Source organism: Cupriavidus sp. 30B13, assembly GCF_049059565.2.
In the GTDB taxonomy this organism is placed as follows: Bacteria; Pseudomonadota; Gammaproteobacteria; order Burkholderiales; family Burkholderiaceae; genus Cupriavidus.
This window is the reverse complement of the sequence record NZ_CP188223.1, coordinates 520,055-534,416: the sequence shown is the minus strand read 5'-3', so window position 1 is coordinate 534,416 and position 14,362 is coordinate 520,055. Positions and strand designations below refer to the sequence as shown.

25 protein-coding genes and 1 other RNA gene are annotated in these 14,362 nt (G+C 64.5%); all 26 read right to left on the bottom strand.

Features of this window, described 5'->3' with window-relative positions:
- Window positions 1–76: 76 nt before the first annotated feature.
- Window positions 77–1,381 carry a phage minor head protein gene (locus tag ACKI2N_RS02515; RefSeq protein WP_420996231.1) on the bottom strand — a complete coding sequence of 435 codons (1,305 nt, stop codon included), beginning with the start codon at window positions 1,379–1,381 and terminating at the stop codon, window positions 77–79.
- Window positions 1,368–2,966, bottom strand: a complete 1,599-nt coding sequence (locus ACKI2N_RS02510) for a DUF935 domain-containing protein (RefSeq protein WP_420996230.1) — start codon at window positions 2,964–2,966, stop codon at window positions 1,368–1,370. The genes ACKI2N_RS02515 and ACKI2N_RS02510 overlap by 14 nt, the downstream gene beginning before the upstream one ends.
- Window positions 2,967–2,975: 9 nt before the next feature.
- The gene (locus ACKI2N_RS02505) at window positions 2,976–4,754 is read right to left on the bottom strand and encodes a hypothetical protein (RefSeq protein ID WP_420996229.1); all 1,779 of its coding nucleotides are present in this window, start codon (window positions 4,752–4,754) and stop codon (window positions 2,976–2,978) included.
- Window positions 4,747–5,247: a DUF1804 family protein gene (locus ACKI2N_RS02500; RefSeq protein ID WP_420996228.1), complete on the bottom strand. Its 501-nt coding sequence runs from the start codon at window positions 5,245–5,247 to the stop codon at window positions 4,747–4,749. The genes ACKI2N_RS02505 and ACKI2N_RS02500 overlap by 8 nt, the downstream gene beginning before the upstream one ends.
- A 6-nt stretch (window positions 5,248–5,253) precedes the next feature.
- Complete coding sequence (locus tag ACKI2N_RS02495) at window positions 5,254–5,478, bottom strand: hypothetical protein (protein ID WP_420996227.1); 225 nt, start codon at window positions 5,476–5,478, stop codon at window positions 5,254–5,256.
- Entirely contained in the window at window positions 5,478–5,783 is a 306-nt protein-coding gene (locus ACKI2N_RS02490) for a hypothetical protein (protein ID WP_420996226.1), read from the bottom strand. The genes ACKI2N_RS02495 and ACKI2N_RS02490 overlap by 1 nt, the downstream gene beginning before the upstream one ends.
- On the bottom strand, window positions 5,780–5,998 hold the full coding sequence (locus ACKI2N_RS02485; protein ID WP_420996225.1) for a TraR/DksA C4-type zinc finger protein: 219 nt from the start codon (window positions 5,996–5,998) through the stop codon (window positions 5,780–5,782). The genes ACKI2N_RS02490 and ACKI2N_RS02485 overlap by 4 nt, the downstream gene beginning before the upstream one ends.
- Entirely contained in the window at window positions 5,988–6,599 is a 612-nt protein-coding gene (locus ACKI2N_RS02480; protein ID WP_420996224.1) for a hypothetical protein, read from the bottom strand. Before ACKI2N_RS02480 ends, ACKI2N_RS02485 begins: the two co-directional genes overlap by 11 nt.
- Window positions 6,586–6,819: a hypothetical protein gene (locus tag ACKI2N_RS02475; RefSeq protein WP_420996223.1), complete on the bottom strand. Its 234-nt coding sequence runs from the start codon at window positions 6,817–6,819 to the stop codon at window positions 6,586–6,588. Before ACKI2N_RS02475 ends, ACKI2N_RS02480 begins: the two co-directional genes overlap by 14 nt.
- Window positions 6,816–7,253 (bottom strand): structural protein P5, encoded by a 438-nt coding sequence (locus ACKI2N_RS02470; protein WP_420996222.1) that lies wholly within the window; start codon window positions 7,251–7,253, stop codon window positions 6,816–6,818. The genes ACKI2N_RS02475 and ACKI2N_RS02470 overlap by 4 nt, the downstream gene beginning before the upstream one ends.
- A gap of 140 nt (window positions 7,254–7,393) precedes the next feature.
- Window positions 7,394–7,840, bottom strand: coding sequence for a Mor transcription activator family protein (locus tag ACKI2N_RS02465; protein ID WP_420996221.1), 447 nt, complete (start codon window positions 7,838–7,840; stop codon window positions 7,394–7,396).
- A gap of 1 nt (window position 7,841) precedes the next feature.
- Window positions 7,842–8,237, bottom strand: coding sequence for a gp16 family protein (locus ACKI2N_RS02460; RefSeq protein ID WP_420996220.1), 396 nt, complete (start codon window positions 8,235–8,237; stop codon window positions 7,842–7,844).
- A 4-nt stretch (window positions 8,238–8,241) separates the two neighbouring features.
- Window positions 8,242–8,895 carry a hypothetical protein gene (locus ACKI2N_RS02455; RefSeq protein WP_420996219.1) on the bottom strand — a complete coding sequence of 218 codons (654 nt, stop codon included), beginning with the start codon at window positions 8,893–8,895 and terminating at the stop codon, window positions 8,242–8,244.
- 17 nt (window positions 8,896–8,912) lie between these two features.
- On the bottom strand, window positions 8,913–9,608 hold the full coding sequence (locus tag ACKI2N_RS02450; protein ID WP_420996218.1) for a DUF2786 domain-containing protein: 696 nt from the start codon (window positions 9,606–9,608) through the stop codon (window positions 8,913–8,915).
- 8 nt (window positions 9,609–9,616) lie between these two features.
- Window positions 9,617–9,683: hammerhead ribozyme type II (locus ACKI2N_RS02445), an RNA gene on the bottom strand.
- Window positions 9,684–9,902: a hypothetical protein gene (locus tag ACKI2N_RS02440; protein ID WP_420996217.1), complete on the bottom strand. Its 219-nt coding sequence runs from the start codon at window positions 9,900–9,902 to the stop codon at window positions 9,684–9,686.
- 10 nt (window positions 9,903–9,912) lie between these two features.
- Window positions 9,913–10,197 (bottom strand): hypothetical protein, encoded by a 285-nt coding sequence (locus tag ACKI2N_RS02435; protein WP_420996216.1) that lies wholly within the window; start codon window positions 10,195–10,197, stop codon window positions 9,913–9,915.
- 10 nt (window positions 10,198–10,207) lie between these two features.
- Window positions 10,208–10,732, bottom strand: a complete 525-nt coding sequence (locus ACKI2N_RS02430) for a host-nuclease inhibitor Gam family protein (RefSeq protein WP_420996215.1) — start codon at window positions 10,730–10,732, stop codon at window positions 10,208–10,210.
- Window positions 10,733–10,777: 45 nt separating this feature from the next.
- Window positions 10,778–11,137 (bottom strand): hypothetical protein, encoded by a 360-nt coding sequence (locus tag ACKI2N_RS02425; protein WP_420996214.1) that lies wholly within the window; start codon window positions 11,135–11,137, stop codon window positions 10,778–10,780.
- On the bottom strand, window positions 11,134–11,715 hold the full coding sequence (locus ACKI2N_RS02420) for a hypothetical protein (RefSeq protein ID WP_420996213.1): 582 nt from the start codon (window positions 11,713–11,715) through the stop codon (window positions 11,134–11,136). Before ACKI2N_RS02420 ends, ACKI2N_RS02425 begins: the two co-directional genes overlap by 4 nt.
- A gap of 13 nt (window positions 11,716–11,728) precedes the next feature.
- Window positions 11,729–11,881: a hypothetical protein gene (locus tag ACKI2N_RS02415; protein ID WP_420996212.1), complete on the bottom strand. Its 153-nt coding sequence runs from the start codon at window positions 11,879–11,881 to the stop codon at window positions 11,729–11,731.
- Entirely contained in the window at window positions 11,878–12,216 is a 339-nt protein-coding gene (locus ACKI2N_RS02410; RefSeq protein WP_420996211.1) for a hypothetical protein, read from the bottom strand. Before ACKI2N_RS02410 ends, ACKI2N_RS02415 begins: the two co-directional genes overlap by 4 nt.
- Window positions 12,213–12,701 (bottom strand): MarR family transcriptional regulator, encoded by a 489-nt coding sequence (locus ACKI2N_RS02405; RefSeq protein ID WP_420996210.1) that lies wholly within the window; start codon window positions 12,699–12,701, stop codon window positions 12,213–12,215. Before ACKI2N_RS02405 ends, ACKI2N_RS02410 begins: the two co-directional genes overlap by 4 nt.
- Complete coding sequence (locus ACKI2N_RS02400) at window positions 12,691–13,326, bottom strand: hypothetical protein (RefSeq protein WP_420996209.1); 636 nt, start codon at window positions 13,324–13,326, stop codon at window positions 12,691–12,693. The genes ACKI2N_RS02405 and ACKI2N_RS02400 overlap by 11 nt, the downstream gene beginning before the upstream one ends.
- On the bottom strand, window positions 13,316–13,597 hold the full coding sequence (locus tag ACKI2N_RS02395; protein ID WP_420996208.1) for a hypothetical protein: 282 nt from the start codon (window positions 13,595–13,597) through the stop codon (window positions 13,316–13,318). The genes ACKI2N_RS02400 and ACKI2N_RS02395 overlap by 11 nt, the downstream gene beginning before the upstream one ends.
- Window positions 13,597–14,361, bottom strand: a complete 765-nt coding sequence (locus ACKI2N_RS02390; protein ID WP_420996207.1) for an AAA family ATPase — start codon at window positions 14,359–14,361, stop codon at window positions 13,597–13,599. Before ACKI2N_RS02390 ends, ACKI2N_RS02395 begins: the two co-directional genes overlap by 1 nt.
- Window position 14,362 lies beyond the last annotated feature (1 nt).

The window sequence follows — 14,362 nt, the reverse complement described above, 5'->3', positions numbered from 1 at the left end:
CACGGTGAATCTCCCGGCCGTAGGACGCCTCGCAATAGGCGGATCGCGTGAGGGGAATGGGAGTCCCTCCTGAGGCTTACTTCTCCCCCAGCTCATTGCGCACTACCTGGCCACGCCGCATTGCGCGTTGCGCCGCCGCCATATTGGTTTCCCGGAACGACGTCAGAAACAGGGCCTTGCCGCTCCTGGTAGCCTTGATGACCGCGTGATAGAGCCGGTCCTCCTGGCGCACGAATACCAGGCTCACATCCCCGTCACGTACCACCAGTTGGGCGCGCTCGATCACGTTCTGCACACGCCAGTAGTCCGCCAAGCCGATGGATTGCCCCTCTCGGTTGATGAGCTGCTTGATCAGGGTTTCATCCGAGAGCCAGACCGTCTGAGCCTCGACACCGAGTGCCGCACGGTCTGCCTCGCCCAGGATGCCGACCGGGTAGCGCTGGCCTCCCAGCACCTCGGAGCCGAGCGAGGCGCGGATGGCCGCACTGCCAGCGTCGGGAGCGGCCTGGCGGGCTGCGGCGACCGCCGTTTCCGTGCGCCGGTACCATTGCTGGAAATCGGGGCCGGTGAGGCTGCCCTTAACGTACTGCCGCGCCACGTCGGCCGGATACCGGTCCAGCTCTGGCTGGAACGCGGCCCGGCCCGGGTTGTAGCCGAAGCTGGCGTCGGCCAGAAAGGTTTTGCCGGAGGTCGGGTCTTTGTAGGCCATGGCCGGCCGGGTGTTGCCGTCGCGGTCGATGACCTGGTCGACTTCCTGCAGATGCCCCTCGCTGCTCGATGCAGCCAGCCCTAGCCGCTCCATGTAGGCCCGGCTCCGGGTGCGCACGCGGCACCGGCAACGCCAGCCGTTCGGCGGGTAGAAGTAACGCCAATACGGATCGTCGTAACGGAAAATCCGCCCATGCTGCGCCCGGTGCGACGGCCGGGTGCGGTTGTCCAGGATAGCGACATACTCCCAATAGGGCCGCGCGTCGGCGTTCTCCAGCTGCTCGCTATACCTGCCCGCCATGTAGGCGGACTGCATATTGATCTCGAAAATGGTCTTCAGGCGCCGAGGGACCAGGCGCTTGCCCTCGATCTCCCCCGTCGCCGGATCGACCACATGACCCTTGCCCAGCCAGCCCTTGCTTTCCAGGACGGGCAGGAGCGCCTTACGGAACTCCGCCAGGGTGCCACCTTCGCGGATGGACTTCTCCATGGCGCCGCGAATGTCCTGGAGGATGTCCATCTTCATGACGCCAGCCACCGTGAACGCCTTGGCGTGCGCCTCCGCCCAGACGTCCTGCCACTTGAAGCCGACCGCGTAGCCCTTGCTCTCGAAGAAGCGTATTGCCTCGGCCGGCGGCAGGCCGATGGCGTATGCCAGGTCAGGCTCGGCCATTCAGGCGCCCCCAGACGTCGGCAACGAAGATGGCGCGGGCCAGCAGCTCCGACACCGCCGCGTCGTCGAGATCGGGGTACGCTTCGATCAGCGCCGCGATGGCCTGGTCGGGATCTTCGCCGGCCTGGATGGCCTGGAGTGCGGGGGCCATCAGCTTCGCCATCCCGGCGCTTAGCGCCTCGGCAGGCAGGTTTTCGGTGACCTGGTCGACCGCGTGCTGGTCCGGGTAGACGATCTCGCCCTGGCTGTTGGTGAGCACGGCCCGGTAAGTCAGCGCGGCCGGCTGGGCAGGCGCTTCCTTGGGGCGCAGTTCCGGGGGCACTGCCATGTCCGGCCGAGCCACCTGGAGGATGTCCTCGTCTTCCTTGGGTTCGGGAATCGCCAGCTTCTCGTGCGCCCAACGTCGCGGCACCTTCATGCCCATGCCCACCAGCTTGGGAAGCGATTCGGCATAGAGCTTCATGTCCTCGGGCGCGCGGGTGTCGAAGACGAAGTTGGGAATGCGCCGGCTGTCAGCCACGCCAAAATTAAGGGCGCAGATGGCGAAGATGATGTCGCGCTTGATGGTGCCGGCGAGCTGGCGCGCATCGGACACCATCAGGTCATGCCGGACCTCGTTGTGCACATTGCCGAGGGCGTTGGTCGAAGACTTGCCGTCGGCCTGGCTCGTGAGCGTGCCACCGAGGATCACCTTGGACTGTGTGCGCTCGCACCAGCCAATCATGGCCTCATACGGTTCCTCGCTCCCCTGTGCCGCCGACTTAAACTCGATCTTCATCCCTTCCGGGACAATACCCGCAGCGTTGTGGCCGATCTCGGTGACAGCGCGCAGCAGCGCCAGCTTTTCTTCCTTGCCGGCCCCGGTGCCGTAGGTGCCTACCCGCAGGGGCAGGCCGTAGATCTCCAGGAACTCGGCCAGATCCCGGACAGAGAAATTCTTGAAGAGATACGGCCAGGCAAGCACGCGATGCAAGCCACCTCGGCCGATATAACCGGACTTGGCCTTGTGCCGATGGACTGCCCAGCCGAACGGCCACAGCTCGACGCCGGCTGCGGCGTCACCGCGCAGGCGCAGTTCCTCAGGTTGTCCGAACGGCGTCATGAACCACCGCTGAGGCCGATGCTCGAACCTAACAGGCATCCAGATACCACCATCCCGGCCCCAGCTCATCTCCAACGCGGAGAAGCCGTGGCCGATGCCATCCAGAAGGTCGAGCAGCACATCGTCGAAGTCGGGCAGCTCACGGAACCAGGTCGAGATCAGCTCGGCTTGCCTCTTCTCCTCGGCCGTAGCGTCCTTGGGCGGCGCGATGCTCCAGTCCAGGGTAAGCAGCGCGCGCTTGCGCTTGCTCATCTCGGCGAAGATGTGGCCGTCCTTTTCTTCCATGTCCTGGAAGAGGTCGGCCTGCGCCGTCAGGTCGCCGATTTCCGCCAGTTCCAGGATACGGGCGAGCTTTACGGGCGTCAGGCCGCGCGAGGGGTGGCCGGCATAGTCGTGCTGCAGCGCTTGCAGACGCGCGGACTGCTGCTCGGACAAGACGGCCCGCTCGAAGGGCCGCCCGAATTGGTCGAGGATCTTTGCCATGCGTGGTTCCTACCAGGCGCCGCCGGCGCCCGGGGTCAAGTTGTCATCGTCCCCACCGGGTGAATCTTGGTGCGAGCGCTTGGGCACAGGGGTGTAGTCGTAGAGGCCGTACGCGCGGGTGGAAGCGATCATCCAGAGGATCTGCAGCGCGGTCAGGCCGTCGTAGTGGTGATGCGACTGTTTCTCCGGCCAGGTGTCCAATTCATCCAGCAGCTGCCGCAAAGCGGCATGCAGCAGGATGCTGGGCGCCAGGCGGTCGGTAATGAAGGGCTCCATGCCGTCGATACGCACGTCGGGCGGTACCGAGGCGGTGACACCGACCAGCGGCAGCGGCACGCCGGCCGCCATGCTGGCCTTGATGAAGGTCTGGCGCGAGTGCTCATAGGCATTGTTGTTTTCGAAGCCGATGGCGCGGCATTTGAATTCGCGCTGCATCGTAATCAGGTCAGCTTCCAGCTTCGATGGCACCCGGCGCTTGATCTCGGCATGGATAACATGCAGCTTGCCGTTCCAGGTGTCGAAGCCACCCGCCAGCAAGGCGGACGGGTCGGATTTCTCGTTCGCGCCCATAGATGGGTCGCACGCGCCGAACATGATCCAGTGCTGCAGGCGCTGCACCCAGAATGTGATGTTGCCGAAGATCTTGTCTTCGTCGGTACGCGGGTCGCCTTGCAGCTCGGTGTTAAACGCCTTGGGCGCTTTGGCTCGCTGGCGCATCAGCCAAAAGAGCGGGCGCACGGACGGCCAGGAAACCTTGGCGCCGGCATCCATTTCCGCCCTGTGCGCCAGGTAGAAGCGATAGGACGGCAGTTCGTGCTCGGGCACCACGCGGCTTTCCTTGCCCGCAGTTTCGATCTCAAGACCATCCTGGTTGCGCATGATCTCCTCGCACTGCGCCCACAGGTCCATGTTGGTCGGCATTTGTTCAATCGCCCGGAAGTGATGGACGACATGGCCGATGGTTTTCTTGGCGCGCGAGATCGGGTCGTCCTTGTCCAGGACGGTGCCGACACCAGCGTACTTAACGCTGCCGTCCGGCGGGCCGAGGTAGTCGATTGCCTTCGTGAGCCAGGTCCAGCGGTTATTGCGCTCCGTGGGGCTCTTTGCCTCGGCGTCGGTGATAAGGTCATCACCCATCAGCAGTTTGGGACGACTGGCGCCGTGGAAGGTGCCCCGGATGGCCTGGTCGGCACCGAAGGACTCCAGCTTGACATTGGTGCGGAAGACCGCCTCGCCGATGCGCCAGAGCGTGGTGCTGCCGCAGGCTTCAGGGAAGTCCACTTGCAGCATGGCGTTGGCCGTGAGTTCGGTCTTTACCACCTCGATCAGCTTGGCGGGCAGCTTCGTCTCCGCGCCCAGCAGGATCACGTAGTCGATGAAGGGCGGCAGCGGCCCCTCCCAGCCGACTTCCTTCTGTACCTCCGGGCGCTGCAGCAGGCCGGCCACGACGCACCAGGCTGGGCCGATCTTGGTGGCGAGCGAGGACTTGGCCTCGCCGCGAGGGGCAACCCACCACTCCTGGGCGCCGCCGCGCTGGTCCAGGAGCTTCGGGAAGCGGTCGCAGAAATGCTTCTGAAAGCTCGATGGCGTGCCGCGAATGTGGTGCGGGAAGTAGGTGTAGGCGAAGAACTCGAAGTCGCGGTCCTTGAGCACACGGCGCCGCCGCTCCGCGATGGCGGCCGGACTTGCGTCCAGGCCGGACTGGTGTGCCTCGATGTCGCGCAGGAGTTTGGCGGACAAGTCCGCCAGCTCCTCATGGAAGTCCCGGACGGAGAATTTTTCAGCCATAGGCGCGGCTCAGCTCCACGCCGAACGGCTCCAGCATCTCCGCGAAGATCTGGATGTGCTCGGGCTTGTTGTTCTTGACCCAGGCGGCCAAGCGCTGCAGCACGTCCATCGCAATGGCAAGCTCGTTGGTCTCCGGCAGGATCTTCTTGCTGGCCGACACCGTCTTCTGGAAGCTGTCGGCCAGGCTCGCCAGCAGCTTGGTCTTCTCCAGCGGCTTCACATCATCGGTCCTGGAGAGCTCCTCCATCGTGGATTGGTACTGCGTGACCAGGCCGGCCAGCACGCCGCGTGCGATGTCTTCCAGCGTGCCACCGGCGATAAGCTGGGCACTTTGGGCACGGTCCCAGTCGTCGCCGGTCTCGGCCGCATCGGCCTTCCAGCGCCTGGCCGTGCCGTAGGAGACGCCGGCCTTCATGGCGGCGATCTCCAGCGTCAGCCGGTCGAAGACGTAGGCGCGCCGGACAGCATCGCGGATTTCCTTGGGATGGGCCATGCGGCATCAGGCCCCGAGCTTGTATTTCGCGAGCAGCACGCCAATCGCCACGATGCCGCCAGCAATGCCGCCAGTGGCGGCACCGGCAGTCGCGCCCAGACGAATGGCGCGGCCTTCGATGCGGTCGATCTTGGCATCCATGCCGTCGAGTTTGACGTCCATGCCGCTCACCTGGTTGCCGATCTTACGCAGCAGGCGCAGCTCTTCACTTTCTTGGGTCGGGTCGGTCATCAGGTTTTGTCTGCCTTGTTGTCGAGCTTGTCGTAGATACGGTCGACCTTGGCGGCGAGGCTCTTTACCGCTTCGAGCACCTCCTGCCGACTGTCCTTAACGTCTTCCTTGCGCGCGTAATGATTGGCGAGGTCGAGCTTGAGCGCGGTCAGCTCCACCCCGATTGCGGCCGTGGCGGCCTTGATCTCGTGACGTTCGGCCCGCTCGCGCGCGAGCCACCAGGTGAGAAACGGGCCACCGATTGCCACCGCCACGGAGATGAAGACCTTGATGGCCTCCCAAATCTGGCTGCCGCTGATGGTCATCGCGCACGCTCCCACAGCACCTGGCAGTCCACGCAATAGCGGCACCCCGGCACCGCCAGGCGCCGGGCCTCGGGAATGGGCAAGCCACAGGCATCGTCCTGACAGAACTCGGCCGACGCGCCGACACCGATCCGCGCGCGAACGCGGCGCAGCGCCTGATCGCGGTCGGCTTGCTCCAGCTCGGACGCCTTGTCCAGGGCACGGTTACTGAACATCCTTGCCCTCCTCGTAGTCGATCAGCCGGTTGAGCTGTTCTTCGAGCTTTCGCGCGCGCGCGCCGTAGTCGATGTGGTGGCTCAGGATGGCGCCCTGGTCGACGTTGGCGGGGAGCTTGTCGTCTCCTGCAGCGGTAGCGCTGGCGTCGGGCGCTTCAGCAAGTGTGCCGGCGCTTTGGCCGGCAACGGGCACGTCAGCACCGATGGCGGCGTTGTACTCGCGCACCCAGCCACGAGTAAAGACACAGCGAGGCAGCGGCTGCAGCCCAGCACCAGGCGATTCACGGTAGTCGGTCGTGACATCCTTAACCCTCGATTGGAGTTGATGGGAAAGCGAGTCGATGCGGGTTTCGGCCAGGATCAGGTCCGCGCTCAGCCGGTTGCCCCGGCCGACTTCCTGCGCGAAGCGCTCGCCGGCCAGGCGCAGCGCCTCCGCATTGGCTGATGCGGTTTGCCGCTGCAGCTCGGAGAGCTTGGCATCGCCGAGCGCGGTGGCACGGCTCGCGCCATACCAGAGGCCCACCGGCGTGCCGATAGCTGCGCCAGCAAGCAGCGCCAGGGCGGCGAGCACAATGGCTTCGAGACGGTTAAGCTGGATCATTGGATTTCCTTTGCCGCATGGCCTGTGCGAGGCGCATGACGGCCGTGTAGCCGCCGACACAGCCCAGGTATGCCCACCAGATTTCCACGGTCAACTGGTTCAGCCAGCCGGCGCGGGCAAACAGGACCGTGGCGACCAGATTGGCGACGTTCGGCCACAGCTTGGTGTGGGATAGCCGGCCGGTGTGCTCGTCGGTGATGAGCTCCAGTACGCGCTTCATGCGATGCCCGCCAGGCTAAGCGCCTGGTCGATGATTGCGGCGCTGTACGGCTGCTGGCCGTTTTCGTGCTGGATGATGGCGACGACCAGGCCGCGCATGATGCGAGGCTCGGTCAGGTCGATATGCGCGTTGGGAAGCGTGGCGATGCTGCGGGCCACGCTGGCGATGTACGCCTCGGTGTCATTCTCCGAGGGCGGCGCCCAGCGGCTGATGACCTCGCGCACCGTGTCGATGTTGGGACCACCGATGCTGGGCATGCCGGCCTTGCTGCCGTAGTTCAGCAAGATGCGGCAGATCGCCCGGATGCCATACACCGCCTCGGTGAATTGGCAAAAGTCCTTATCGGTGCGCATGTGCGGCGCGACGAGACCCTGCCAGCCGTCGCCCCATCGGATGTTGCCCGGATTGTTGTTTCGGATGCCGCGCGGCTGCACGATTTCCCCCTGACTGGAACCTGTGAGAACAGGTGACAGTCTCTCGCTGCGCGCGCGGCAGGCGAACCCTGGCGGCTGTCAGGGGGCGGAAAAGACAAAGCCCCGCATCAAGCGGGGCTTAGCAGTGAAAAAGGGGCGAGTCAGAACAGTGTAGCCTGAGTTTCTGGCGCCGGTCCAATCCGGTCCGTCTGGTTCAGGATGCGCCAAACCTGGCGGTCCGAGATCCGATAGCGAACGGCGAGCGCCGCCACTGCCTGCAGTGCACTGTACTTCTCGGCTTTACCGGTCAGTGTGTCAAAGGCGCTGCGCATCTCGCGGTCGCGCAGTTCGCGCAGGGCCAGCGAGCACAGCGGGATGTAGACTTCTTGGCGACCCAGCAGCTTGACCAGTTGGGTGGCGGCTTCCTCGCCGACCGTCTCGGCCAGCACCTGGTAGCGGACCTCGCCGGCCGCGCTCTTGCGCAGCGGCACCGGGAACGTCGAGCCGCCAAAACGTTCCACCAGCTTGATCGCAGCGGACACGCCGATGGTCCTGACAATGACCTGCACGACGACAGGCAGCAGATTCGTTACATCGGACAGATCCATCTTACCTCCCGTGACGGTGTGCATCTTTCTGCAAGGCAGCGGCGATGCGCCAGAGCTGGTCCGGCGTGCACCAGTCGATCTTGTCGATCTGGAACATGCGGCTTGCCATCGCATCGACATAGGCCCAAGGGCGCTTCGCTTCGGCCAGGAGTGCTTCGATCTTGCCGACCAGCGCCTTGCGATCCTGGGGCGGCGCCGGCCGCCGACCGAACTTGCGCACCGGCTTGAAGCCACAGTTCTCCAGGTGGCGCAGCACCTTGGCAGCGCCAAGCGGTGTCAGCTCTTTCGACGAAGACACGCCACCGACGCTCAGCAGCATTGCCCGGTAGGCGTCGTCATCCATTGCCAACTGCTTCTTGGCGACGTGGATCTTGGCGAGGATGGTGTTGGCTACCACGGTCTCAACTCCCTCGCGTCGCTGCGTCGATCTTTGCCCGCACATCGTCAATCGTCGTCGCGCGGTCCACGTTGAACGCTGCCTGGATAGCCTGCTGTTCTGCTGTCATAGGCTCGTCGTTGATATAGGCCAGCATCGCGCCCATGAGAGCGACGAACCGAGCCGCATCGTGGCTGTCCTGATGGCCATCAAGCGCTTCCAGTGCCGCCGTCCACGGGCAGTTGCCGCTGCTGTGCTCGCCAACGTCAACGCCCAAGTGCTCGCCAATGGCGGCGGCCAGTCTATCGGCCATATCGTGGTAGTCATCGCGTTCCTTCATCACTTCGTCCAGCACCTTGGCGCTCGGTGGCGTGGTATCCAGTGCTGCATCGATACGGCCAAGGAAGGCGTCTGACATGGCTTGGTCGGAAACAGGCGTGCATTGCACGATGGTGGCGCGGGCCTCGGATAGGAGGGCTTTTAGCTCGACCACCGCATCGTCGGTGAGCTTGACTGCCGCAGAGTCGGTGGCAACCGCAGTGAAGGCGGCGCATGCTGCGCGGCGCATCGTGTCCTGCGTCGACAGGGGAAATTGGCCCCACGTCTGCCCGTTGGCCCACGCCTCCGGGTAGAGCACCTGGCAAACCGCAATCGCGGCGCGCTCTTTCTTTGTGTCCATAGTCACTCCGTTTCTGATTACGTGAGCATCAGGGCGGGCATAGCCACCCCGTCGATGCCGCGATGGAGCACGGCGCCGCGTCCCGCCTGGTATCCACGCCATTGGTCGTCAGCAGCTTCGACGCCGCGGCCAGGCTGACGGGACGTCATCGTCAGCGTCTTGGTGACGGCATGGTTGGCACGCATATAGGCGTCGATAGCCAGGCTGCTTGCCTTCGGAATTGCGATGTCCTCGACCAAGCTGCGCACTGCATGCACCCACCCCTCGCAGAACACGTCAGCCCGGGAGACCTTGTTCTTAGGGCCGCAGCGCTTCAGCTTGGTCTTGATGTACGTCGTGCGGGATTTGCGCAGTTGACGACCGAGAACGCCATATGTGTACTGTGCAATGGTGGCAGCAGCACCCATGCCGATGAACGCATACCCACCCGCGAAGCGCTCTCCCATGACTCGCGTCGAGAAGACCAGATCGCACCCGAAAGCCGAAGCGATCATGCTCACCAGGGCAACCTCATAACGCGGCGGGCGCTGGGTGGCACAGCTCCGGCCCCATGCTTCCTCGACATCGACAGCGGCCAACTCGTCGGCGCTGACGCCATGCATCTCCATCAGCTTCTGCGCTTGGCGCATCGCTGCTGCCGCCTCGTGTGGATTGTCCGACTCGGCCAGCGCGAGGCACTTCTTGATCTTGTCCAGAACGGTATTACGGTCCATCGTTTCTCCTATGGCTGCTCATCAGTGCCGAACCACCACGCCCGGCAGACACCCCAACTACGGGGTGTTTCGCACCTACGCGTCTTCCCAGCGGTAATGCGGTGGGCCGAGGCGGGCCAGCTCGCCGCCGGCCGCATCGAGCAGCTTGAATTTCAGGCGGCCGATGGAAGCCTTGACCAGCGTCTCGCAGGCCGCTTTAACTTCCTGCTCGCGTGCGACGCCACAGCGCAGCACGTTCGACCAGGAGCCGCTGCTGTTCAGCTTCAGTTGCATCTCGGTGAAGTCCTTGTCCATAGTTGATCTCCTAGCGCAGGCGGAGCACGGGGCTCGGTTTGTTTTCCAGGGTGAGGTCGTCATCGCGGCTGTTGCCCGGTTCTCGCTGGTGGACGTGCTGCTGTTTAACCATTTGCAGCCGCACTTCCGGTTGCTCGCCGATGACGAATTTCGGCGGCTGGTAGCCTGTCTGCTCACATTCCACGGCAGTGGTCATCAGCTCCACGAGCTTCATGCCGCCAGAGGCGGGAAGGAGATAGTCCTGATAGCCAATGCGCACGACACACATGGGGACAGCCTTCTTCGCGGTTGCCATGCGAGCCCCTTCACTGAGCGGAAGCCGTCTGCTCGAACGGTTCGATAACAAAGTCCTCGACGCCGGTGACGACGGACAGGCCAGCGACGCCGAGAACAGCATCCGGCTCGTTGAGGACCGCTTCCTTGTTCACCTCTTCCTTGGTGCGGATGAAGCGATCAAGGCTCAGGCCCTTGAGCAGCGCGATGACGGCCTCGGCACCGCGTACCGAGCAGCTCGGCGGCCGCTGACGCCACTGGATCTGTCCGGTGATGAAGCTGTAGGACTTGACCTTGCCGCCGCCGGTGAGCGTGTCGCGGTGCGCCTCACACCAGGTCTGCACACCGTTCTGCATGGCCTGCAGGCGCTCCTGCTTGGGCTGGATCATTTCTTGGTAGCGAGACGTGATCGCTGCAATCTCATCGTTCATGTCAGCTGCGAGGCGGGCAACATCGCGGCTGACGTCTCCGATCTGCCGAATCGTTGCGGCCACATCGGTTTCGGATTGGGCAACCCACTGCTGGGCAGCGGCTTTGATACGTTGTTTCGTAGCCATTGGTCTTTTCGTATGAAGTAGGAGGGAGAAATTCAGCTCGGAATATCAGTGAGCTGGGTTGTCTTGCCGATGCCGGGGGATGCTCGGCATATTTGCCGCGACGAACGGGCCAGCGAACTGCGCAGCTTTATGCTGCAACTGGCGAAGGGCCACGTAGCGGGCGTTGTGAGCATGGTGGTGAAGGGCAGACAGCGCCGACGGCGTGATCCAGTCGACCGATTCAGCGAAGGTGATCAACGCCACTGCCATCGCGGTCGACTCAAACACCGTGGCGATGGTCTGGGCGTCACCAACCGCATAGAGGGCGCCGAAGTAGCCGATGGCGAGTTGCTGCAGCTCTGCACGCCAGATAACTGGCTCCCTGGCGGCGTGCTGGAAGTCAGCTTGAAGGCTGGTGAGGGTCATACGCTTTCTCCTGTTTGCTTGGCTTTGTGGATGCCTGCGGCCCGCAGAACGCTTTCCGGGACGGCGGCGCGTGGCACTGGTTGGTTGATGGTGGTGGCCTGCATGCGCGAGGGGGCGGTGCCCGCACCCGCATGGCCGGCGCGTTGTGCCTCCGCGTGCTGCTCGGCCTTCGCGGCGGTCTTGTTCGACATGCCCACCACGATGGCCGTCAGGTAGCCGTGGGACTTCAAGGGCAGCTTCAAGCCGCCGCTGTCACGGCGGGCGAGCATCTCCTCGAAAGCCTGGCACCAATACCCCATCGGTGCGGGCCACTCCTGGCCGTGGGCATCGCGCACCGTGCCGGCCTTGATGATCGGCAGCAGTTCGCCCAGGATCGACGCCACGCGCTCATAGCGCATGTCGGTCTTAACGGGGGCGAACAGGCCGACGTAGGCCAGCAGCGGACGCAGCAGCCGGCTGCCGGCCGGATGGGCGTTGACCAGGTGCTGGACGGACTCGCGCACGCCTTCGTGCGCGAAGATCACCTCCACGGTCAGCTTGTTCCTGCAGCAGGGGCAGCGGAAAGACGGCATGGACATCAGGCGGCTCCTGTCAGGTGGTGATGCGCGTTCGGGCACTCTGGACGCCCTGCTGCAGGTTGGAGGAATGGCCCAGGTGAAAGGCCAGCACGGCGACCAGCAGCGTCCAGAGGAGGATGCCCAGGCGGGTGTGCAGGAAAGCACGGAAGCTGAATCGGGGTTTCATCGAGACTCCTGCGCCAGGTGCTTTTCGTACTGCCTGTTGAGCTGGTCTCGGGATGCCTTGTGCTCGATGGCAAGCCACGCCAGATTGCGTTCCTGCTGCAGCAGCTCGTCGCGCAGGTAGGCGACCTCGCTGGTCGCGCGGCGCTCCTCACGGTCGATGGCACGCAGTTTCCGGCGGATGTTGACCAGGGCGGCGGTGCGCCGGATCTCGGCGCCGATACGGGCGAGGCCGGCGTGCAGTTCACGCGCCAAGGGTCCATCGAAGCGCGGACGCGGGAACAGCGCCACCGCGCCGCGCTGGCGCTTGAGAGGGTGGGATTGATTCAGGCGGGTCATGCCGTCTCCTCGGTGTTAAGTTCAATTTGCGGTGCGCCGACTTCCGGCAGGGGCAGCGTCTTGGTGTCCAGTGCCGCCATGGGGACGTCATCGGCCACCTTCGCGCGGGGACGTCGAATGAGCACCACCGGCTTCTCCGCCGGTAGCGGCTTGAACTCGCATTGCTGGCAGGCTTTCCAGTGCCCTAGCTGGAGCGGGTTGTGCGTCGGTGCGCCGGACAGCGCCTTCTCGCGGCAATGCTGTACACCCACGGTCTGGCCGTCGTGCGGGCAGGACAACTGCTCGAAGGCTTGCCGGTAACGCAGCTCCATCCGGTCCGGCTTGGCGCCGCCGTTGCCGTACTCCCCCTTGCCGTTAAGGAAGATGTTCAGCGTCACGCGAGACACGCCCATGCGTTGTGCGACGTGCGCCTGGGTGGACGCCCGGACTTCGCGCTGCAGGTCCGCGAACCACGGCGCGGCCATGTATGCGGGCTTATTCCCCATCTTCGAATCTCCTGGTGTCGACCCACACGACGCGGCCCTGGTTGGGGTCGTAGAGCGCTTTGGTGTTCTGGATCATCGGGGGACGCGGGCCGGAGAACTTCGACGCGATAAGGACGTACCTCGCCGGTGCCGCGTTCGCTCCGCGCATGGCCTGCCGTGTCACCCGCAGATAGCCGGCTTGGGCCAGCGCGGTAACGTAGTGGCGTGCCGTTTCCTCGGAGATGGGATTGGCCTCGGTGCTGGCAAACGCCACCAGCTCGCGATAGTTGAAGTCTTTGCGCTCGAACATGCGGTGCATCGTTCCCCACATCGCTTCATTGCCCGTGCTCGCCAGTACTGGTTCACCGCTCTTGGTCAGGCGGGGAGCCTCAACGCCGTTATCCCGGACGAGACGGTAGGTGCGTCGAGTGCCGACCAGGCCCGCCCTCTCGTCCGGGATAACCGCGATGTACCCAGCTCTCAGCAACGAACGGACGTACTCCTCTACGATGCGCTCCAGCCCACCGACATCGGCGGCAAGTTGGAGCTGGTCGAAGCTGCTGCGGCGCACGCGGATGGCTTCCCAGATCCGTTGGCGGTTGGTCTTGCCTCCCTTCATTTCGAGGTGCGCGGGCTTACGCCTCATGGCTTCCTCCCGGTTGGCTGTGGAGCATGTCGCGCATGGCGACCAGTTGGCCGATCAGGCCGTCCAGGTCCGGAGGCAACAGCAGGACAGTCACCATCACGCGCTGGTGACGGCGAGCGCCGGTCAGGCTCAGGTCGAACAGCACCGCGCGGGGATCGGCCTGAATCGTGGTTTGGATCACGCCGCGCGCCTTCAGCTCGGGCGCGTCGGTGCGGCCGATCTGGTAGCGGCAGTGGTCGAACGTCGAAAGCGTCAGCGTCCCGGCGTTCATCACAGCCTCCGTTCCGGCGAGCGGCCGGTGTAGATGGCGACACTGTTCAAGTCAGCCAGGCCGATGCTGTCCAGTCCGTAGAGCATGCTGTGCTCATGGAGCTGGGTCAGGTTCACCGATACGCGGCGAACGGAGCCGTTGGCCTGCTCGACCAGGTGGGTCAGGACGGCGGTGTCGATAGCCAGGCCGGGGGCGTAGATCGCGGCCAGCTTGGCGGCATCTTCCACCGTCACGGGCTGGGCGGGCGCCCACGTCAGCACGCGGGAATGGAACCGCTCCCAGCGCTCCAGCTTCTTGGGCAGAAGTTCCTCGCCGACCAGGAGCAGTGATCCTTGCGAACCCTCGTAGATGTCCCGGGTCAGCTCGATCAGGTTGTCCGACTTGGTCGCGTAGTCAAACTCGTCCAGGATCAGCGTGCGCCCGGACGCGCCCAGCTGCTCGCAGACCATATCCAGCAGCGCCGGCACGGTCGCCCTGGTGTGCTGGACGCCCATCTCGAAAAGCACCTTTTCCAGCAGCGTCTTGGAGCGCCAGGCGCTACGCATCTGGACGTAGTACGCGCGGTTCTCGACAGCCAGCAGGTTTGTGGCGAAGGTCTTCCCCCAGCCGGCGGGGCCGTAGAGGACAGCCATGCCAGGCAGGCCAGAGCGGCGGCTGTCGAGCCGTTGGAGGGTGGCCGACACCAGGTCCATGGTGCCGATGTGGGCGACGCCGCCGGCCGGACGCGGGGCTGCAGGTTTGCTTGCGGTGTTGTTCTTGGTCATA